Origin of the sequence: uncultured Flavobacterium sp. (assembly GCF_951805225.1) — a bacterium.
Lineage (GTDB): Bacteria > Bacteroidota > Bacteroidia > Flavobacteriales > Flavobacteriaceae > Flavobacterium.
Map to the genome: position 1 here is coordinate 216996 of NZ_OX638201.1, position 17536 is coordinate 234531.

17 protein-coding genes are annotated in these 17536 nt (G+C 29.7%); 8 read left to right on the forward strand and 9 right to left on the reverse strand.

All coding sequences use genetic code 11. The annotated features are described in order from the left end of the window. The first annotated feature begins 123 nt into the window (after positions 1-123). Entirely contained in the window at positions 124-3207 is a 3084-nt protein-coding gene (locus WN975_RS00995; protein ID WP_337964802.1) for a DUF3883 domain-containing protein, read from the forward strand. Between the two features lie 319 nt (positions 3208-3526). On the opposite strand, the gene WN975_RS01000 is transcribed toward WN975_RS00995, so the two are convergent. The 4 genes from WN975_RS01000 to WN975_RS01015 form a co-directional block, all read right to left on the reverse strand. Continuing rightward, on the reverse strand, positions 3527-4501 hold the full coding sequence (locus WN975_RS01000) for an integrase core domain-containing protein (protein ID WP_337964803.1): 975 nt from the start codon (positions 4499-4501) through the stop codon (positions 3527-3529). 210 nt (positions 4502-4711) lie between these two features. Then, positions 4712-5284: a GNAT family N-acetyltransferase gene (locus WN975_RS01005; protein WP_337964804.1), complete on the reverse strand. Its 573-nt coding sequence runs from the start codon at positions 5282-5284 to the stop codon at positions 4712-4714. Continuing rightward, positions 5284-5445, reverse strand: a complete 162-nt coding sequence (locus WN975_RS01010; protein WP_337964805.1) for a hypothetical protein — start codon at positions 5443-5445, stop codon at positions 5284-5286. The genes WN975_RS01005 and WN975_RS01010 overlap by 1 nt, the downstream gene beginning before the upstream one ends. Before the next feature lie 503 nt (positions 5446-5948). Continuing rightward, the gene (locus WN975_RS01015) at positions 5949-6170 is read right to left on the reverse strand and encodes a hypothetical protein (protein WP_338140812.1); all 222 of its coding nucleotides are present in this window, start codon (positions 6168-6170) and stop codon (positions 5949-5951) included. 193 nt (positions 6171-6363) lie between these two features. On the opposite strand from WN975_RS01015, the gene WN975_RS01020 reads away from it, so the two are divergent. The 4 genes from WN975_RS01020 (at position 6364) to WN975_RS01035 (ending at position 10174) form a co-directional block, all read left to right on the forward strand. Beyond that, the gene (locus WN975_RS01020; RefSeq protein WP_337964806.1) at positions 6364-6771 is read left to right on the forward strand and encodes a helix-turn-helix transcriptional regulator; all 408 of its coding nucleotides are present in this window, start codon (positions 6364-6366) and stop codon (positions 6769-6771) included. A 53-nt stretch (positions 6772-6824) separates the two neighbouring features. Beyond that, positions 6825-8105 carry a hypothetical protein gene (locus tag WN975_RS01025; protein ID WP_337964807.1) on the forward strand — a complete coding sequence of 427 codons (1281 nt, stop codon included), beginning with the start codon at positions 6825-6827 and terminating at the stop codon, positions 8103-8105. Between the two features lie 130 nt (positions 8106-8235). After that, positions 8236-9066, forward strand: coding sequence for a Bro-N domain-containing protein (locus tag WN975_RS01030; RefSeq protein WP_337964808.1), 831 nt, complete (start codon positions 8236-8238; stop codon positions 9064-9066). 304 nt (positions 9067-9370) lie between these two features. Then, positions 9371-10174, forward strand: coding sequence for a hypothetical protein (locus tag WN975_RS01035; protein ID WP_337964809.1), 804 nt, complete (start codon positions 9371-9373; stop codon positions 10172-10174). Between the two features lie 124 nt (positions 10175-10298). Here the strand turns inward: WN975_RS01035 and WN975_RS01040 are convergent, their stop codons facing one another. The 4 genes from WN975_RS01040 to WN975_RS01055 form a co-directional block, all read right to left on the reverse strand. Then, a complete protein-coding gene (locus WN975_RS01040) occupies positions 10299-10685 on the reverse strand; it encodes a secretion protein (protein ID WP_337964810.1) in 387 nt (128 codons plus the stop codon). 1006 nt (positions 10686-11691) lie between these two features. After that, positions 11692-12099: a T9SS type A sorting domain-containing protein gene (locus tag WN975_RS01045; protein WP_337964811.1), complete on the reverse strand. Its 408-nt coding sequence runs from the start codon at positions 12097-12099 to the stop codon at positions 11692-11694. A gap of 242 nt (positions 12100-12341) precedes the next feature. Beyond that, the gene (locus WN975_RS01050) at positions 12342-12794 is read right to left on the reverse strand and encodes a hypothetical protein (RefSeq protein WP_337964812.1); all 453 of its coding nucleotides are present in this window, start codon (positions 12792-12794) and stop codon (positions 12342-12344) included. An 86-nt stretch (positions 12795-12880) separates the two neighbouring features. Beyond that, on the reverse strand, positions 12881-13300 hold the full coding sequence (locus WN975_RS01055; RefSeq protein WP_337964813.1) for a T9SS type A sorting domain-containing protein: 420 nt from the start codon (positions 13298-13300) through the stop codon (positions 12881-12883). Between the two features lie 449 nt (positions 13301-13749). Between WN975_RS01055 and WN975_RS01060 the strand changes: the two genes are divergently transcribed. The 3 genes from WN975_RS01060 (at position 13750) to WN975_RS01070 (ending at position 16446) form a co-directional block, all read left to right on the forward strand. Beyond that, positions 13750-14622: an AraC family transcriptional regulator gene (locus tag WN975_RS01060; protein ID WP_337964814.1), complete on the forward strand. Its 873-nt coding sequence runs from the start codon at positions 13750-13752 to the stop codon at positions 14620-14622. 346 nt (positions 14623-14968) lie between these two features. Next, on the forward strand, positions 14969-15838 hold the full coding sequence (locus WN975_RS01065) for an alpha/beta hydrolase family protein (protein ID WP_337964815.1): 870 nt from the start codon (positions 14969-14971) through the stop codon (positions 15836-15838). Positions 15839-15927: 89 nt separating this feature from the next. Continuing rightward, complete coding sequence (locus WN975_RS01070; RefSeq protein ID WP_337964816.1) at positions 15928-16446, forward strand: hypothetical protein; 519 nt, start codon at positions 15928-15930, stop codon at positions 16444-16446. Between the two features lie 57 nt (positions 16447-16503). On the opposite strand, the gene WN975_RS01075 is transcribed toward WN975_RS01070, so the two are convergent. Next, positions 16504-17499: a hypothetical protein gene (locus WN975_RS01075; protein ID WP_337964817.1), complete on the reverse strand. Its 996-nt coding sequence runs from the start codon at positions 17497-17499 to the stop codon at positions 16504-16506. Between the last annotated feature and the right edge of the window lie 37 nt (positions 17500-17536).

Here is a 17536-nt window from a genome sequence, read left to right on the forward strand (position 1 = left end):
TTTTGGGAGGTTTTTTTGTTGTACTATTTAATTTGAACTAAAACTATTTTGTTTACGGTTTTCCTCACTTTTAAAGTAATTTGTTTCTATATATTAGCAAAACAATATTAATATTTTAAAATTATGTGTGCTAGCTATAGAACCAAATCTAGAAATACGGATTTCGAACAACATGCTAATAAAATATTTACGGCAATACGGGAAATTAATCCTGAGTATGCCGAAAAAAGAGCAATTTGGGAATTGTTTCAAAATGCTCTTGATATAGTAGTAGATAAAGGTCTCATTCGAATTACTAAAACTAACCGGGGATTTAAATTTCAACATAACGGAAGACCCTTTAACGATGGAAACTTGACAGGATTGATTAAGCAGTCAAGCAATGGAAAAAAATATGGATCTAATGAAGATGAAATAGGACAATATGGAACTGGTTTTTTAAGTACACATGTTTATGGTAAAAAAATACTAATTGATGCAACTCTTACTGTAGATGAGGGAAGAATTAAAAAATTAGAAGAGTTTTTAATTGATAGAGAAGCAAATAGTCCTGAGGAACTAAATAAAAAGATTCAAATTCAAGATGACTTAGCTGAGCAAATATGCGATGAAAATGGAAATGAAGTAAATGAACATCTAGAATTAACAAGTTTTGAATATTTAGCAACTGAAGAATCGGAAAATTACATAGATAATATGTTCCATTACATACCTTCTATAATTCCTTATGTTTTTGCATTTAATAATAAATTAGATAAAGTTGAGATTAATTACATTAATGATATAGTTATATATCAGAGAAAAGAAATTAAAGAGCAGGAAGTTAATTTGTTTATAAACGATGAACTTTTTAAATTTTCATTTTTATCAGATAATGAAAAAAATATTAAAATTGTAATTCCGCAGAATAATTTAAATTTTGAAAATATTCCCAAATTATTTTTATTTTATCCGTTGATGGAAACTGTAAATCTAGGTGTAAATTTTTTAATTCATGCACAAGATTTCAAACCAAATAAAGAAAGAGATTATTTGTTTTTGCAAATTTCGAATGAAGAAATTAAAATAGATGTTGAATTAAATAAATTATTACTAAGAAGAGGTTATGAATTAATAATAGAAAAGGTTAAAGAAGATATATCATTAGATTTTTTATCTGTTATTAATATTCGTTTTATAGAAAGTGAAGATTCTTTTTTAAGATCTCTAAAAGTTAATTTTATTGATTGTTTGAAAGATTTGGAGCGTATAAAGGTAAATAAGGAGTTAGTACCATTAATAAGTATTTCTTACTTAAGTCAGAATATTTTAAATTGTGGAGATAAAGTTTTGCAGAATATTTATCCACTGCTCTCGGAATTTTATTTTATACCAGAATATGAAAGTTATATTTACTTAAGTGAAAAAATAAATAACTGGGGTCTTGAGAATTTTTTGATACTTGATTATAAAGATATTTTTGATAAAATTGTTCAAGTTTCAGATGGTATTTATAGTGAAATTAAAAATAAAGAGAGTTATGAATGTTTTATAAAAACAATTTCGACAAATGTGGAGTTATTAAATTCATTGGAAGTAATTCCTAATATTCATAATGAATTTAAATTTATAAAAGATTTAAAGAAGTGGAATTTAGTTGAGGATTCATTAATAAATGTGATGGATGCAATCAATTACGATGTTAGTAAAAGCTATTTACATAAGGATTTTTATTTTTTAAATAATTTAATTGAATATACACGTGAGAATTTTAAAGATGATTTGAATAAGTTTAATAATGAAGTCATAAATCTTTTAGAAAAAAATGATGTTGAAACACTTTCAGTTAATTCAGTTAAATTTTATACACTAATAAATTCGTTATTATACTTTGTAAGTTTAAATAAAACCACAGATACAAATAAAAAATATACGGAATTTTTTAGATCAATTTTTGATTTACCGTTTAATGAAAAAATAATAGCAAGTCCAACTGTAAATTTAAATTATGATTCGTCATTTAAACTATTAGCTAGATTACTTATTAAGTTTATAAAATTAAATGATGAAGGATATAGTATTTCAGTAGAAAAATTAAGAGAATTTGTTTGTATTTTAGATGGGAATTCAGAATTAAAAAAGAACTTGTTAGATAAACTAGAATGTTTTCCTAATCAAATGCTTGAATTAAAATCTCAATCAAATCTCAAGTTAGATCGTATAAATGATGAAGATTTTAAAACAATGTATTTAGATATCACAACTAAAGAAATTAGAAGTGATTTAATATTACAGGATTTCGACGAGTTTGTTCAGCATGAAAATACAATTACAGGTATACAAATAGGTGATGAAATAGAGAGAACTTTAAGTCCTAATAAAGTTTTCTTTCCCATTAATGATAGTAATGTGAATAATTTGCCAATATTACTTGACTTAATTCAATTTATGTCTAAGCCAAATTCTAATTGGACGCATTGGCTTCCTAATTTAAGTAAGGTAAAGGAAGAAATCTTAATGCATAAATTTCAAGATGAAAATACTAGATTAAGTCTTTTTAATATTCTCTCAGAATCAATGGATAAGATTAATTTATTAGGGGAACTTGCAAAAATAGATGATTTAGATAGTCTAATAATAGCAGGTAAAGAGAAGCAAAAAGAGGAGGCAAGGAAAAATAATCATTTAATTTATATAAAGGAAATAGGTTTAAAAATTCAGAATATTATTGAGCATCAATTAGATGAATCACTTGCTGAAAACATTAACATTTCAGAGTCTTTGTCAGATGAAAAATTACTTTCAGAAGAACAGAATGGACAAGATTTTATAATTTATAAATCAGGTATTCCAATATACTACATTGAAGTTAAATCAAGATGGGATTCAGAAGGCATTGTCGCTTTAAGTAAAAGGCAAGTTGAATGTTGTGGTAAAAACAAAGATATTTATGCTGTTATAACCGTGAATGTGGCTGATTATAAATCAAGGAATAAATTAGTAGATGAAAATATTTCATTTGAAGATTTGTATCAAGATATATACGTAAATATTGATTTGGGGAAAAACTTCGAAGAATTAATAAAACAAAATCAACAGTTTGAAAAAATTGCAGAAAACACAAAATTAATTGAATACAGAGGGCATATACCGCAAGATAGAATCAAAAATAAAAGTATTGATTTTAATTCTTTTATAAATATTATTAAATCCATTTTAATAAGTTAATTGTTATTATTTACAAACTATAAATGAGAATCTCATTCATAACTACTTTTTTCAATTGTGATTTGTGATTTAAAACCAATAAATAATTATAACAAAGATTTTTAATTTACTAATTAGTAATCTTAAAAGGTTGCATAACAAAAATAAAATTCAAGTTGATGCGCACAAGCGAGACGCTCGCGCCAGCAAAACAATAAAATTCCATAAAGTTTGTCATTTCGACGAAGGAGAAATCCCCACGAGAAACTCGACAAAGATTGAACTTTCGTTGCGGAGTTACTTGCGAAGATTTCTCCTTCGTCGAAATTGTAAAAGTCACTTATTTCGGTAACGGATTTATCATTTCAATTGGTCTTTTTCCGTCAATACCTTGATGTGGTCTTTCATGGTTATAATAATATAAATATTGCAATAGCTCTTCTTTTAATTCTTCTTGAGAATCAAAATCCGTATCCCTTAATAAATCATCTTCGAGAGTTCTCCAGAAACGTTCAACCTTGCCATTTGTCTGTGGTCTGTAAGGTTTTGTGTACCTATGAGTAATTCCTAATTCCATCAGCATTCTCTCAAAAGGATGCTGATATTTTTGTTTACTTGTTTTGATTCCAAATTCAGGTCCATTATCAGACAATACTTCTTCAAATTTTATCTCATAATGATCACTCAGGATGTTTAAACATTTTAATGTGGCAAACATAACGGTTAAAGCGGTAATATCAGGAATCACTTCAGCCCAGGCAATCCGGCTGTAATCATCAATTACACAAACTAAATATCGTTTTTTACTTTCTCCTCTTATGATACTTTTACTTAAGTGATGACAATCAATATGCCCAAGTTCTCCCATTCTTTCCTTGATTATTTTTTGATGATTCTTTTTAATCTTCGGAGTTAATCTATTGATTTTATTACGTTTTAAAATATTATAAACTCCAGAATATGATGGTGTATGCTTTCCTAATTTGGGCCTTAAGATACTAACAATTTCATATTTGTTGTTTCCTTTTTCTCGTAATTCAATTACTTTCTGCTCTATAAAAGCTAGCGGTCTTCTGGTTTTATATCTGGGACCTCGTTTCTGAGGAAGCAGATCCAATGATTTCCCACTTTGCTTATATCGATTATAATACTTTAAAAAACTCTTGCGGCAAGTGTCATTTGCTGCATAAAAATCCATTACCTTTTTATACAAAGGATGAGTTTTATTTTTTACCTGCTCATATTCTTTTATTAAAAAACGATACTTCTCTAAATAGTTTCGTTCTAAAGTGGAATCCTGACTATTATTTCTCATCGTAACAAAATTTATTAAAGTTAAATTTTGTTACCGAAATATCTAACCTTTACAGAAATGACAATATTGTGGTTATTTTTATGAAGTTTTAAAAGAGTTCCAGAGGAACGAAACATATTGTAGGGATGGATTTTAATCCGTTCACGGCGACAAATTCCGTAATCTCCGCCTGCGTCAGCAGAAGTAAAAGATTAAAAAGCTTAATAAAAATTACCTTGAAACTTCGTTTAACGTATTCATTAGTGGTCGAAGGTCATAATACATTTGTCTGGTATCTTCTCCAATATCATTTTCAGAAAGAAATTTAAAACCTAATGTTTCATAAAAGCCAAGTGATTTTTCGTAGGCATCTACAGTTAATAATTGACAAGCGCATTTGCTATTTTGTTCTAATGCTAAATCAATAACAAAATTTACAAGAGCTCTGCCAATTCCTTTCCGTTCTTTTTTTGTAATCTCACAAACGGCTAATCTACCTATTTTTATAGCTGGAAATTGTCTCAAATGTCGTTTAGGATGATTGATGATTTCTTTTATCAATCGCTTAAAAGCATTTTTAGAAGCAAAATTATTTTCCTGAACAGCCAAAGCATCATTATATATGCTTAGATATGCAATAGTCTTATTTTCGTTTTCAAGCAAATAAGTAGTGGCAAGTAAATCTTTTTTATAAGGAATTGCTTTATCGTTAAGAAAACTATTTAAATCAATATCACCACACTCAAAAGGTTTAATATTTGTTGTGGGGTTTAATTCGAAAAATGAAAATCCTGTAAAAGGCATTAATTGACTTTTAGAAGTTCTTTTAAAGAGCCAGCATCAGTTCGAATTTTGGCTAAAGAGTCGACACTAACTTTTCTATCTTTATTAAATTCGATAGTTTTATAAAAGTCAACCGCTTCTTTACCTTTTAAAACAGGAGTATTTTTAATAGGCTTTGCCATAAGTTTATTTCTTTGATTAAATGTAAGAAGTTTTTTTTGAAACTAACTTCATACATGAATTATAAAAAAAGATCTTCTCTAAAAGAATTCTTTTATTCGTTTCAAAAGTACGAACAAAAATTAGATTAGTATCTTTTTTTGCTTAAAAAGTAAAAATATTCTTATGTTTTAAAATTAATCTTCTCCAGTTTGCCTCAGCAGAAGACACAACAATATTGCGAATATTTATGATGAAGTTTTACAAAGAGTTCCAGAGGAACGAAACATATTGTAGGGATGGATTTTAATCCGTCCATGATAAAGATTGTAGAGACGGATTTTAATCCGACCACAACGATAAATTTCGTAATCAAAATCCGTTTGCTTGCGTAATCAAAATCCAGTTTTTACGGCAATAAAATCAGCAGAAGATTATTCACCAACCATTTCCTCAACATAACTCAAAAACTCAAATTCATCCAAAGGAAACATCTGCACAACAGTTTCTAGAATCAAACTCACGTTTATAGATTCGTGTTTTTTTGGTCGATTTTATGCATATCGTGATCTAGTGCCAGAATGCATAATTTTAGCATATCGGTAATGACACAACCTAGTTCCAGATAATTGATAATTTTAAATTGAACTGTATAAGTATTTTTGCTATTTGTTGGTTTTAGAGTTGTAAAATATTGAGCGGTTAATCTTTTAAGTTTTGCTAATTTTTCAATTTCATTTGCTTCCATAAGGCGTATATTTTTAATTTGTTTATTGTTAATCGTTTTTATAATTTAATATAATAAAAATCTTACTTTTGTTTAACTTGGCGAAGGAAGCGATAGATTGTATGTTACCAAACCTGTTTGGCGGGTATCTGAACAGTCGAAATAAGTTTTTTACCAGTTGAAGTTTTTCACACTTAATTATTATCTTTGAATTATGAGCACACTTACAAAACCAAATCATATAGGGCGAAAAATAAGCCGTATTCGTGAACTTCGTGATATGAAACAGGAAGCTTTGGCACTTGCTTTAGGAATAAGTCAGCAAACGATATCGGCTATTGAAAACAGCGAAACAATAGAAGAAGAAAGACTTGCTGAAGTTGCAAAAGCACTTGGTGTAACGGTTGAAGCGATTAAAAGTTTTTCAGAAGAAGGAATGATTAATTATTTCAATACATTTAATGATTCGGATAATAATTTTAATCATTATAATACATGCACTTTCAATCCTTTAGATAAATTAATGGAAACTGTAGAAGAAAACAAAAATCTTTACGAACGTTTGCTTCAGGCGGAAAAAGATAAAGTCGAATATTTAGAAAAATTACTAAAGCAGAAATAAAGATATTAATTCAAAAACCTTTCAGAAATGAAAGGTTTTTTTATTTTAGTGTTATGAAAAACACGATCTATTGTATTCTATTTCTTTTGGTTACGGCTTTTGGTTTTGCTCAGGATAAGCAATTGTTACAAACGGGAATTATTATCGATTCGGTTAAAGTTGCAAGCAATCCAACGGAATCGTATGCAATATATTTCCCTAAAAAATACGATGCGAAAACTCCATTGGCGTTGGTTTTTATTTTTGAACCATCCGCGAGAGGCAAAATGGGGATTGAGCCTTTTATTCTGGCTGCCGAAACTTATAATTATATTTTGGTATGTTCCAATACTTTAAAAAATGGATCGACCCAAAATAATATCAGTATTGCCAATAGATTATTTGATGATGTATTGCAAAACTACGCTGTTGATACTTCACAACTTTATATATCGGGTTTTTCGGGCGGTGCAAGATTAGCCAGTTATTTCGGGATATCTACGAGCGTTTTTCAAGGAGTTATTGCTTGTGGAGCTTCTTTTACGGGTACGGATAAATTTATACCGCCGTCAAATAATTTCTCGTATGTTGGAATGGTTGGAGATAAGGATATGAATTATCAGGAAATGATAAAAAATAAAGAATGGCTGGATAAATCAAGGATTGTAAACACACTTTTTGTTTCTCACGAAGATCATGTTTGGCCTAAACAATCTGAAATGCTTCGGGCATTTGACTGGTTGGAAATTCAGGCGTATCGAAAAAATTTAAAACCAAAGAACGATACAATCATCAAACGAATTTATGATAAAAATTTGCAAATTGCCGATAGTTTAAAGGCAAATAAAGAAATGGTTCTTTCGATGAATGCCTACGAAAAAGGGATTACTTTTTTGAATACAAATGAAGACAATTTTCTAAGAACTAAGATTTCCGAAATCAAAAAGTCCAGAGAATATAAAGATGAAATTGCAAAAATAGAGAAGATAAAAGTTTTGGAAAACGAGATTTTAGATAAACTTTGGCTTCGTTTTGACCAGGAATTAAAATCGGCTAAAAGTAATACTAATTTTAAGTTTTGGAAATCTGAAATTAAAGATTTGAATGCGATGAAGTTAGACAACAAGAATGTTTTGGCCCAAAATATGGCTATTAGAATATTGTTTTCGTTTCAGATTTCGGTTTATGAAGCCGGGCAGGAAAATAAAAGAAACCAACAAAATGACAAGTTTACTTATTGTCAGAATTGTATAAAATTATCACTGAGACAAATTAGAGAAAAGTCAAGATTCCAGAGCAGTGAAGGGGAAATAAGTAAAATGGACAACTATAATGGAATAACTTTTTTATTTTGAAATATTGATAAAATATTTCTATTAATATAAGATTTATCTTTCTTTTTTAAATACATTTGTACTTTGGTAAAATATCTTAAATTTATAGGATTGTAATCAAATAAATTAAATTATTTCAATAAAATTGAGCATGAAAGAGCAAGAATCGATACAGATATTTGACGAAAAAAGAGTAAGAACTGTTTGGATTCAAGATGAAGAAAAATGGTATTTTTCTATTATTGATGTAATAGAAGTTTTAACAAATTCTGATAGATCAAGAAAATATTGGAATGATTTAAAAAGTAAACTAAAAAAAGAAGGTAGTGAAGTGTCCGATAAAATCGGACGTTTGAAATTAGAGTCTTCCGATGGAAAAATGCGTTTAACGGATGTGGCTGATACTGAACAATTATTTCGTTTAATACAATCAATCCCTTCTCCAAAAGCCGAACCATTTAAACTGTGGCTTGCTCAAATTGGTGTAGAACGTTTGGATGAAATGCAAGATCCGGAACTTTCTATAGATCGGGCTTTAGATCAATATTTGCAATTAGGGTATTCAGAAAGTTGGATAAATCAACGATTAAAAAGTATTGAAATTCGTAAAGAATTAACTGATGAATGGAAAAACAGAGGAATAAAAGAAGCCAGCCAGTTTGGGACTTTAACGGATATAATTTCTAATGCCTGGTCAGGAAAAACAACCAAAGAATATAAAATACTCAAAGGATTAAAAAAAGAAAATCTAAGAGATAATATGACAAATACCGAATTGATTTTGAATATGCTGGCAGAAGCATCTACAAAAGATATTTCGGTTGCAAATGAACCGGAAACTTTTGATGAAAATAAAGAGGTAGCCCAACAAGGCGGTAATGTTGCTAAAGTTGCTTTAAAAGAATTAGAATCTAAAACAGGAAAGAAAGTTGTGACTTCGCTTAACGCTAAAGATTTTTTGAGAAATCAGATAAAGAAATAATATTCTCTGGAGAAATAAACGCTTATAAAAAGTATTAGTTATCGGTGATGTTTTTGTATGTAAATGCAAAATGTTTAATTATTTTTTGCTGTTTTATAGTTTTACAAAATCTTTCAGAAATGAAAGGTTTTTTGGTTTCTGCAAAAAATGAAATGCCCAAAGAAATTGAAAGTTTAGAATTATTGTTATTTTAATTATAAACGAGAAATATTTAATAAAATTAAAAGTGTAACGTATTGTCACGGTTTGAAAAAGATAAATTTTATGTTGTATATTTCACATTAAAAACAAATCCTGAAACCAAATGAGTTTAGTTAATTATTCTAATGAAAAACTATTTGAAAGACTTTTAAATAATAAGTCGAGTAAAAATTATTGGAACTTCATTACTGAATTAAGAAAGCGAAAGGATAATGATATTTTTGAAAAAAGCGTAGAATTAACGAAATCAGAAATAGTTAAAGAAAAAATTATTGGTATAAATATATTGGCTCAATTTGGGTTTCCGAGATTGCATTTGAAAGAAATTTTGAAAATATATTTCGATTTACTCAAAACCGAAACCGATAAAAATGTAATTAGTTCCATACTTTACGGAATTGGACATAACAACGATAATTTAACCGATAAACAAATTAATGTAATTTGTGCTTACAAAGATCATAAAAGTGTAACTGTAAAGTATGCTTTGGTTTATGCAATTCTCGCTATAGATAAAAACAAAACTATAAATACTTTGATAGAATTAAGTAAAGATAAGGATTCGGATATTAGAGATTGGGCAACTTTCGGAATCGGAACACAAATTGAAACCGATACGCAAATAATCAGAGAAGCTTTGTGGGAAAGAATAAACGATACCGATACTACTACGAGACTTGAAGCTATTGTTGGCTTAGCCAAAAGGAAAGACGAGAATATTAAAAAGATTCTAAAGAAAGAGCTTTTGGAAATAGATGAATTTGGTTCCTTAATTTTAGAAGCAATAGAAGAATATAACGATAAGGATTTTATACTTTTAATCGAAGAACAGATTGAAAGAAATCAAAAACTTAAAAAAGTAGAGGAGGATTGGTTATTAGAAACTTTAGAAAAATTAAAGCAATAATCAGAGGTTCTTACATTGCCAAATGCTAAAGATGTTTTGAAAAAACAAATAGAAAAAATATTAAGACATAAAAAAAAGCATCAGCCACGCTGATGCTTTTAATCTTTAAGGCAAAAAAGACAAATTAACGGCGAAAAGCTGGGCTTTGGTTTACCGTGTCGTCAAGCTTAGCTGCTTTTACTTTTTTAGTTGCAACTTTAATTTCGTGTTTAACAACTTTGCTGTTTTCTTTTACTTCTAATACATAAGTTCCAGCAGGAAAACCTTCTAAACTTATTGTTTTTGAAATCTCTAATTTGTCTGCAGCAGAATCTCCTGTGTAAACTAAATTATTATTTTCATCAAAAATAGAGAAAATTGATTTTTCAACGGTGTTGATAGCAAAGCTAACCACTTTTCCGTTTCCGGTTCTTATATTCAAAATATAATCACCTTTTCCATCAATTGCATAAGTAAAAATCGTTGTTAAAAATAAGGCAACAACTAAGCCCATTTTGGTAAATTTTGTCATGTCTTTTTTAATTGTTTATTACTATTTTGTGGAACGCCCAAAACTACAAATAGAAATTTAATTTTATGCAAAAAAATCACTTTTTTATAAGTGTAAATTGCTGAATTAAAGATGTTTCTGCGTTTTATCTGAACTATGTACGTAATTACTGGGTTCGTGGATGTTTTTTAATGCATTTTTTTAATGGCGTAAAAATCAGCCTTTTGAAATTATTAAGAATAGCTTTCCAAAAAAAGATGGTTTGAAAAAAGTTAGTAAAAAATGAGCATAAAAAAACAGCTCAAGAACGTCAGAAGAGCTGTTTTTTGAACATTATTATTTGCATTTTTCACATTATTTAATCTCACATTTATGCTTAATATTTAACTGCAAATTTTTTTCTGTATTGTGTGTAATTTTACCGCAAAGGCGCAAAGGTTTTTTATTAAGGATTATGTGTATTAAACGCAAAGTTCGCAAAGCTTTGTATTGATAAAGTTTTTGTTCTGGCTTGTGTGTATTAACCGCAAAGTGCGCAAAGGTTTTTTTTTATTAAGGATTATGTGTATTAAACGCAAAGTTCGCAAAGCTTTGTGTTGATAAAGTTTTTGTTCTGGTTTGTGTGTATTAACCGCAAAGTGCGCAAAGGTTTTTTTATTAAGGATTATGCATATTAAGTGCAAAGTTCGCAAAGCTTTGTGTTGATAAAGTTTTTGTTCTGGTTTGTGTGTATTAACCGCAAAGTGCGCAAAGGTTTTTTTATTAAGGATTATGCATATTAAACGCAAAGTTCGCAAAGCTTTGTGATGATAAAGCTTTGCGAACTTTGTGTTTGCTAAGCGCGAAACAAAACAAAAAACTTTGCGCGCTTTGCGGTAAAAAACCTTTTGCGGTAAAACCAAAACCATTAAGTTAAATGCAAAAAAAAAACAGCTCATAACGTCAAAGGAGCTGTTTTTTGAACACTATTATTTAAATTTTTCACATTGTCTAATCTCACTTTTAGACTTTATGAACTTACACTTTTTTAGCGTGCGGCAACACTTGTATTTTTAGCAGAAAAACCTGCTTTGTAAACTGATGAAACTGCTTTTTTAGATAAAACTGTAGCATCTTCAGTTATTACAATTTCATGTCTCACTTTTTTTACATTATCTTCAACTTCTAAGAAATAAGTTCCCGCAGGAAATTCTTCTAAGCTAAAAGTTCTCAAAATCCCATCTTTACCCGTAGCTGATTCAGAATAAATTAGAGTACCATCTTTGTCGTAAATTGCTAAACTGGCTTTTTTTAACTGATTAAGAGCAAACGTAATCACTTTTCCATTCGATTTAATTACGTGAAGATTAAAATCCTCATTCCCGTCGATTGCATAAGTACTCATTCCGGTGAAAAGTACAGCACATACTAAACTTAATTTTAAAATCTTTTTCATGGTATTTAGTTTTTAAATTAATAGTTCTAATTCTCTGATGCTAAATTACTTATGAAACATATGTATTCTCACAACTCTATTGGCCGATTTCGATGCTATATTCTCATTTACGAAACCGTTATAGGTTAAAGTTTGAATTATAATTAGCATATTTGTTAATTCGTTTATTATTTTTCAATGTTTTGTTTGAATTAAGAGAAAGTAAATTTATCTGTATTTCTTACAAAATAGCGAAGTGAAATTTAACTGAAATATGTTTTTTTACCGCAAAGCGCGCAAAGATTTTCTTTATAAAAAGTTTTGTACAAATGTAAAGTTCGCAAAGCTTTGTGTTGATAAAGCTTTGCGAACTTTGTGTTTGCTAAACGCGATACGGGATAAAAATCTTCGCGCACTTTGCGGTAAGATAATGATAACAATAACCACAAAGCTTTGAGTTGATAAAGCTTTGCGAACTTTGTGTTTGCTAAACGCGATACAGGATAAAAATCTTCGCGCAATTTGCGGTAAGATAATGATAACAATAACCACAAAGCAGATATTGATAAAGCTTTGCGAACTTTGTGTTTGCTAAACGCGATGCAGGAGAAAAATCTTCGCGCGCTTTGCGGTAAAAAATACACTTTGCGGTAAAAAACCTTTGCGGTAAAAAAAATAAAAAAGTAAAGAGCAAAAAAAAACAGCTCAATAACCACAAAGAGCTGTTTCTAAAACTATACAGTTTTTAAACTTTACTAACTATCTAACCTCATTTTTATACTGTATGCGAGTATAAACTTTTCTAGCGTACTGCTACGCTTGTCTTGTCTGCAGAGAAACCTGCTTTATAAACTGATGAAATTGCTTTTGATGATAAAACCGAAGCTTCATCAGTAATTGTAATTTCGTGTCTTACTTTTTTTGCGTTGTCTTCAACTTCTAAGAAATAAGTTCCTGCTGGAAATTCTTCTAAGCTAAAAGTTCTTAAGATTCCGTCTTTTCCTGAAGCTGATTCAGAATAAAGTACAGTACCATCTTTATCATAAATTGTCAAGTTTGCTTTTTTTGTCTGATTCATTGCAAACGTGATTAATTTTCCACTATTCTTTAATACGTGAAGATTAAAATCATTACTTCCGTTATCATTACCATCAATTGCATAAGAACTCATTCCTGTAAAAAGCACTGCAAATACTAAACTAAATTTTAAGATCTTTTTCATAACTATCGTTGTTTAAATTTTACTTCTAATTTTCTGATGCTAAATTACCTCGGTAGTTATTATTTTTTCACAACTGTATTTTCCTATTTCGATGCTATATTCTCATTTACGAAAGCGTTATAGGTTAAAATTTGAATTATTTTTCGTGTTTTAGTTAATTCAGTTATTATTATTTAACCTTTTCAAATTTATTAACATTTTTTGAATAATCCAATATTCTTACAAAAATTACTAGATTTTTATAAAACGGCTTTTAAAATGAGATATATTGAAAAAATCAAGGATAAAAATACGGGTCTCGAAAAAATAACTTAATAATCGTGTTTTGTGATTTTATTTTTCGATTACTTTTCGTGCAATATTCTCAGTTACGAAACCGATATAGGTTAAATTTTGAGTTATTGTAGGTGTTTTTGTTAAATTTGCTATTATTTTTTAAAGATATTATCATGAAGACAATCGCCCCAGCTCTTGAAGTGATATCAAACTCCTACGGAAGTTCTTTTACCTACACTAAACACGCCGAAAAGACCAATAGTAAAGCTCATTTATGGCATTACCATCCGGAGATTGAATTGGTTTATATAAACGGTGGAGCAGGGAAAAGACAAATAGGAAGCCATGTTTCTTATTATACCAACGGTGATTTGATCTTGATAGGTGCTAATTTGCCACATTGTGGTTTTACGAACGAACAAACGGGAAACACGAACGAAACCGTTATTCATATTAAACCGGAGTTTTTAGGGAATGATTTTTTTATCGCCCCAGAAATGAGAAAGGTTCAGAATATCTTTAATCAGTCTAAAGGAGGAATTGCTTTTGGTGGTGAAACTAAAAAACAGATTGGTAAGAAAATCGAAATGATGGAAAACCAACTTCCGTTTGAACGATTATTGACGCTTTTGAGTATTCTGGACGAATTAGATTCATCTAGTGATTATACAGTTCTAAATGCCGATGGCTTTTCATTAGAATTGCAAACTCAGGACAGCGATAGAATTAATGTAGTTTTTAATTATGTGAAAGATCATTTTCAGGAATCAATTGCTATAGATGAGGTTTCGCGTTTGGTGAGTATGACAACGCCTTCTTTTTGTCGTTATTTCAAAAAGATTTCAAATAAAACTTTTACTGAATTTGTAAACGAATACCGTTTGGTTCATGCTTCAAAACTTTTGGCAGAGAAACCAATGAGTATAAATGAGGTTTGTTACGAAAGTGGTTTTAATAATTTCAGTCACTTTAGTAAATCATTCAAACAATATACAGGTAAAAGCGCTTCGCAATACCGTCTTGAACACAAGATTATAATTAGTTAAGATGATTGCCCACGGGTTTTACGGATTTAACTGATTGTCGCAGATATTCTTTTGCCACTAATGTCACGAATTTACACTAATTCAATTCGCGGAAAAAAGATAAATCAGTGAAAACCCGTTCCATCCGTAAAATCCGTGGGTAAAAAAAGATGCCCAGCATTCTATTAATGATAATTAATGAAATTCGAAGAAAAAAAATCAGTGAAAACCCGCTCAATCCGTAAAACCGGTAGGCAAAAAAATATCACAAATTCATAATCCGAGCAGAGAAAAACTGGTCGGATTTTTCATATAATTAATTCGAAAAAAGGGTATATTTACAACCCTTAATCGAAAAATTATAAATATGAAAAACTTTAAGATCTTAGTATTTACGGTTCTTTTGTGCGCCTCGTCTTTGAGTTATGCAGCAAAAGTAGATACTCTACAAGTTGCCAGTACAGCAATGAGCAAAACCTACAAAGCTGCTGTTGTATTGCCAAATTCGTATGCTAAAAGCAAAACAACATATCCGGTTATGTATTTATTACATGGTGCTTACGGGCATTTTAGTGACTGGTTGAAAAATACACCCAATAAAAAATTAGTTCAAAATCTATCTGATCAATACAATATTATTATTGTAATGCCTGAAGGTGAAACATTTAGCTTTTATCTGGATAGTCCAGTAAATAAAGGAAGTCAGTTTGAGACTTTTATTACGCAGGAAGTTATTCAGAAAGTAGATAAAACATATCGAACCATAAGCAATAGAAGCGGAAGAGTTATTACGGGACTTTCTATGGGCGGTCACGGTGCTTTATATTTATCGGCCAAACATCCTGATTTGTTTTGCGCAGCCGGAAGTATGAGTGGTGCAGTTGATATGAGTGTAATGCTTAATAGAGATTCTTCGGCTCAGGTAGTGAAATTAATGCAGCCGGTTTTTGGAGATAAAAGCGATAGTTCAGAAATGTATGCGCAATATGCAGTTATGAATATGCTTGATAAAATTAAAGCCAACAAATTACCGCTAATTATAGATTGTGGAGTTGACGATTTTTTAATAGAACCCAACAGAGAATTACACCGAAGATTGGTTTATAACAAAGTAGAACACGATTATACAGAACGTCCTGGAGCTCATACTTGGGATTATTGGGAGAATTCACTGCCTTATCATGTATTATTTTTTAATAAAATATTGCTTAAAAATCAGTTAGTTGTGAAAAAATAACAAAGAAATTTTAGCCGACTCCCTACAAAAAGCTTTTTTTGGTTTGATTTTTGGTTTACCTTTATATATAAACTTAAAAAAAATATGTTATGAAAAAGATACTTACCTTATTCGCAGTTGTTGGACTTTTCGCATTTTCTAGTTGTGAAGGACCTGAAGGTCCACAAGGACCTCCGGGAGATCAAGTAGTGGCTCCAGTTTTTGAGAGAGAAGTAGATTTTAATCCTACTGGATACTCTGTAATAATTCCTTTTATTGCGCCGATCTACCCATATGATGTTGTTTTAGTTTATCATTTGTATGAAGTTAATAATGGAAATAAAGTTTGGAGATTAATACCTCAAACATATTATATGAGTGATGGAGGTGCATTAGATTTTAATTATGATTTTACAGTAAATGATGTAAGTATTTGGCTTGCAGCAGATTTTCCATTAAATACGTTGTCTTCTGATTGGACTCAAAATCAAGTATTTAGAATTGTTATCGTTCCTGGTGAAAAACTTGCTACTGGTAAATCTGTTAATAAAATGGACTACTCAGATTATAGTGCAGTTATCAAAAAATATAATATTGATGATAGTAATGTTAAAAGAGTGAAATTGTAATCAATTTGTATTAAAATAAAAAAGGAGATCGTATGATCTCCTTTTTTATTTGTATTGTTAACGACGTGGTGGAGTTTTTATTTCAACGTTAAGTGATGGGTCAAATGGTTTCTCGCTAATATTTATTAAAGGTAAGGTCATTGTATAGTCATTTGTTGATATAGGTGTTCCGTAGCCAGGAGTGCTAGTGAAAGGATGTAATGAAATTACTAAAGCATTCTTTTTTTCCGTTGGGGAGAATTTAAAATTTATTGTTCTTTGTATTACAGCTCGACTATCTAGCGTGTAGGATCTTGTGTAATTGACAAGATAAGAATCATATCCAGACATAACATATCCGTAAATATTATTTATGCCGTTTTTACCGCAAGATTTTTTTTCATCGGGAACAATAACTCCGTCATCTTTTAATTGTGCAAAAATTGTAGGATATCCATCACTATATGCGTTATTAATTAAACGTTTATTATCGTAAAAAGTGACTTTAAGAGAGATTTCATAGGTTACACTTGCTTTAAAGGGATACTCTATTGAAATTGCAGAACCATTGTTATTATTATCATGCCAAATTTTTCCTGTTCTATCAGTACTTTTTTCTTCTTGATTACTTGCAAATAAAACTAATGAGTTGTAATAAATATTATGGTGAGTTGTTCCGAAACCACGTATTAAATATCCATTTTTATCATATGGTATTGAGCCATATACACCATCATCTGTAAAGTAGGAATTACCGTTATTGTATCTTTTAACTGTACAGCCGCTTTTTGTTGAACCACCAATACCATAGTCAAATTTTAAAGTAACAGATTGTTCTGAAGTTTTTGAAGTCAAATTAGTGACTTCATTTGTTTTCTCTGGAATGTCATATACAAATATGGGCTTTTTCGGTTTTGAGCCATCAGTAATTTCAGAGTAATATTCTATATCTCCATTAATAATGTATAATTGCATTGGGTTATTAAGCGCTTGTTTTTTTGAAGATAAATCTTCTTTACTGTCACAGCTTGTGATAATAAAGATTAACAATAAATAATAGGAAATTTTTCTCATGATAAATGGTTTTAAGGTTTATAGTGAGCTAAATGTA

What these genes read in the sequence shown, in the direction of transcription:
- WN975_RS00995 (WP_337964802.1), top strand. Translation starts at nt 124, where the DNA reads ATGTGTGCTAGCTATAGAACCAAATCTAGAAATACGGATTTCGAACAA.
- WN975_RS01000 (WP_337964803.1), bottom strand. Translation starts at nt 4,501, where the DNA reads ATGAGAAATAATAGTCAGGATTCCACTTTAGAACGAAACTATTTAGAG.
- WN975_RS01005 (WP_337964804.1), bottom strand. Translation starts at nt 5,284, where the DNA reads ATGCCTTTTACAGGATTTTCATTTTTCGAATTAAACCCCACAACAAAT.
- WN975_RS01010 (WP_337964805.1), bottom strand. Translation starts at nt 5,445, where the DNA reads ATGGCAAAGCCTATTAAAAATACTCCTGTTTTAAAAGGTAAAGAAGCG.
- WN975_RS01015 (WP_338140812.1), bottom strand. Translation starts at nt 6,170, where the DNA reads ATGGAAGCAAATGAAATTGAAAAATTAGCAAAACTTAAAAGATTAACC.
- WN975_RS01020 (WP_337964806.1), top strand. Translation starts at nt 6,364, where the DNA reads ATGAGCACACTTACAAAACCAAATCATATAGGGCGAAAAATAAGCCGT.
- WN975_RS01025 (WP_337964807.1), top strand. Translation starts at nt 6,825, where the DNA reads ATGAAAAACACGATCTATTGTATTCTATTTCTTTTGGTTACGGCTTTT.
- WN975_RS01030 (WP_337964808.1), top strand. Translation starts at nt 8,236, where the DNA reads ATGAAAGAGCAAGAATCGATACAGATATTTGACGAAAAAAGAGTAAGA.
- WN975_RS01035 (WP_337964809.1), top strand. Translation starts at nt 9,371, where the DNA reads ATGAGTTTAGTTAATTATTCTAATGAAAAACTATTTGAAAGACTTTTA.
- WN975_RS01040 (WP_337964810.1), bottom strand. Translation starts at nt 10,685, where the DNA reads ATGACAAAATTTACCAAAATGGGCTTAGTTGTTGCCTTATTTTTAACA.
- WN975_RS01045 (WP_337964811.1), bottom strand. Translation starts at nt 12,099, where the DNA reads ATGAAAAAGATTTTAAAATTAAGTTTAGTATGTGCTGTACTTTTCACC.
- WN975_RS01055 (WP_337964813.1), bottom strand. Translation starts at nt 13,300, where the DNA reads ATGAAAAAGATCTTAAAATTTAGTTTAGTATTTGCAGTGCTTTTTACA.
- WN975_RS01060 (WP_337964814.1), top strand. Translation starts at nt 13,750, where the DNA reads ATGAAGACAATCGCCCCAGCTCTTGAAGTGATATCAAACTCCTACGGA.
- WN975_RS01065 (WP_337964815.1), top strand. Translation starts at nt 14,969, where the DNA reads ATGAAAAACTTTAAGATCTTAGTATTTACGGTTCTTTTGTGCGCCTCG.
- WN975_RS01070 (WP_337964816.1), top strand. Translation starts at nt 15,928, where the DNA reads ATGAAAAAGATACTTACCTTATTCGCAGTTGTTGGACTTTTCGCATTT.
- WN975_RS01075 (WP_337964817.1), bottom strand. Translation starts at nt 17,499, where the DNA reads ATGAGAAAAATTTCCTATTATTTATTGTTAATCTTTATTATCACAAGC.